This window comes from Agrobacterium burrii (assembly GCF_017313405.1).
Taxonomy (GTDB): domain Bacteria; phylum Pseudomonadota; class Alphaproteobacteria; order Rhizobiales; family Rhizobiaceae; genus Agrobacterium; species Agrobacterium burrii.
Genome location: NZ_JAFLNA010000028.1, coordinates 1 through 2,500, shown reverse-complemented (window position 1 = coordinate 2,500; position 2,500 = coordinate 1). Strand labels below are relative to the sequence as shown.

Sequence of the window (2,500 nt, the reverse complement as noted above, 5' to 3'; positions counted from 1 at the left end):
AAGGTTGGGTAACACCAACTGGAGGGCCGAACCCGTATCTGTTGCAATAGATTGGGATGACTTGTGGCTAGGGGTGAAAGGCCAATCAAACTCGGAAATAGCTGGTTCTCCGCGAAATCTATTTAGGTAGAGCGTCGACCGAATACCCTCGGGGGTAGAGCACTGGATGGGCTATGGGGACTCACCGTCTTACTGATCCTAACCAAACTCCGAATACCGAGGAGTACTAGTCGGCAGACACACGGCGGGTGCTAACGTCCGTCGTGAAAAGGGCAACAACCCTGACCTCCAGCTAAGGTCCCCAAGTCATGGCTAAGTGGGAAAGGATGTGAGGATCCCAAAACAACCAGGATGTTGGCTTAGAAGCAGCCATCATTTAAAGAAAGCGTAACAGCTCACTGGTCTAAATAAGGGTCTTTGCGCCGAAAATGTAACGGGGCTAAAGCCATGCACCGAAGCTGAGGATATGCCGTAAGGCATGTGGTAGCGGAGCGTTCCGTAAGTCTGTGAAGGCGGACCCGTGAGGGCTGCTGGAGATATCGGAAGTGCGAATGTTGACATGAGTAACGATAAAGGGAGTGAGAGACTCCCTCGCCGAAAGACCAAGGGTTCCTGCTTAAAGTTAATCTGAGCAGGGTTAGCCGGCCCCTAAGACGAGGCGGACACGCGTAGTCGATGGGAACCACGTTAATATTCGTGGGCCTGGTGGTAGTGACGGATCTCGTGTGTTGTACATTCTTATTGGATTGGATGTGCAGCGAAGAGGTTCCAGGAAATAGCTCCACCGTATAGACCGTACCCGAAACCGACACAGGTGGTCAGGTAGAGTATACCAAGGCGCTTGAGAGAACTATGTTGAAGGAACTCGGCAAATTGCACGCGTAACTTCGGAAGAAGCGTGACCCCATTTTACGCAAGTATGATGGGGTGGCACAGACCAGGGGGTAGCGACTGTTTATCAAAAACACAGGGCTCTGCGAAGTAGCAATACGACGTATAGGGTCTGACGCCTGCCCGGTGCTGGAAGGTTAAAGGGAGGGGTGCAAGCTCTGAACTGAAGCCCCAGTAAACGGCGGCCGTAACTATAACGGTCCTAAGGTAGCGAAATTCCTTGTCGGGTAAGTTCCGACCTGCACGAATGGCGTAACGACTTCCCCGCTGTCTCCAACATAGACTCAGTGAAATTGAATTCCCCGTGAAGATGCGGGGTTCCTGCGGTCAGACGGAAAGACCCCGTGCACCTTTACTATAGCTTTACACTGGCATTCGCCAAGGCATGTGTAGGATAGGTGGTAGGCTTTGAAGCAGGGACGCCAGTCTTTGTGGAGCCATCCTTGAAATACCACCCTTATCTTCGTGGATGTCTAACCGCGGTCCGTTATCCGGATCCGGGACAGTGTATGGTGGGTAGTTTGACTGGGGCGGTCGCCTCCGAAAGAGTAACGGAGGCGCGCGATGGTGGGCTCAGACCGGTCGGAAATCGGTCGTCGAGTGCAATGGCATAAGCCCGCCTGACTGCGAGACTGACAAGTCGAGCAGAGACGAAAGTCGGTCATAGTGATCCGGTGGTCCCGTGTGGAAGGGCCATCGCTCAACGGATAAAAGGTACGCCGGGGATAACAGGCTGATGACCCCCAAGAGTCCATATCGACGGGGTTGTTTGGCACCTCGATGTCGACTCATCGCATCCTGGGGCTGGAGCAGGTCCCAAGGGTATGGCTGTTCGCCATTTAAAGCGGTACGTGAGTTGGGTTCAGAACGTCGTGAGACAGTTCGGTCCCTATCTGCCGTGGGTGTAGGAATATTGACAGGATCTGTCCCTAGTACGAGAGGACCGGGATGGACGTATCTCTGGTGGATCTGTTGTCCTGCCAAGGGCATAGCAGAGTAGCTATATACGGAATGGATAACCGCTGAAGGCATCTAAGCGGGAAACCAACCTGAAAACGAGTGTTCCCTATCAGAGCCGTGGAAGACGACCACGTTGATAGGACGGGTGTGGAAGCATGGCAACATGTGAAGCTTACCGTTACTAATAGCTCGATCGACTTCTTCGTTCCCATTGATTATGTTCATCAAGCGAAGCTTGATGATATCTGTTCTGTCTTCACGCTGACGTGGCCTTCGGCCACTACGCTGCAGACGGCGCGCCAAACGATTGGCGACGGATTAGCGTCCTGTATGGCTGCCAAACTCAACATCGAGCAAGGCAGGCAAACGGATCAGTCACAGAACGACGTGTAAATTAAATAGAGCCTTGAGCTCTCCAGCTTCTCGAAACAACAGTTTCCATGTGAAAACATGGAGCATGTTGCGTTTTGCCGACCTGGTGGTTATCGCGGGGCGGCTGCACCCGTTCCCATTCCGAACACGGCCGTGAAACGCCCCAGCGCCAATGGTACTCCGTCTCAAGACGCGGGAGAGTAGGTCGCTGCCAGGTCTGCAAAACGCAACAATCAATCTTCTCATTCACAAACTTCGGCCCAGCCGATACAAAGGG

General features: G+C 53.2%; 2 rRNA genes (1 of these 2 cut by a window edge). Both read left to right on the top strand.

The features are described 5' to 3' along the window. A 23S ribosomal RNA gene (locus JZX89_RS28400) occupies positions 1-2,057 on the top strand; it begins 879 nt to the left of the window's first position. 268 nt (positions 2,058-2,325) lie between these two features. Then, positions 2,326-2,440 (top strand): 5S ribosomal RNA (gene rrf, locus JZX89_RS28395). Positions 2,441-2,500: the final 60 nt, after the last annotated feature.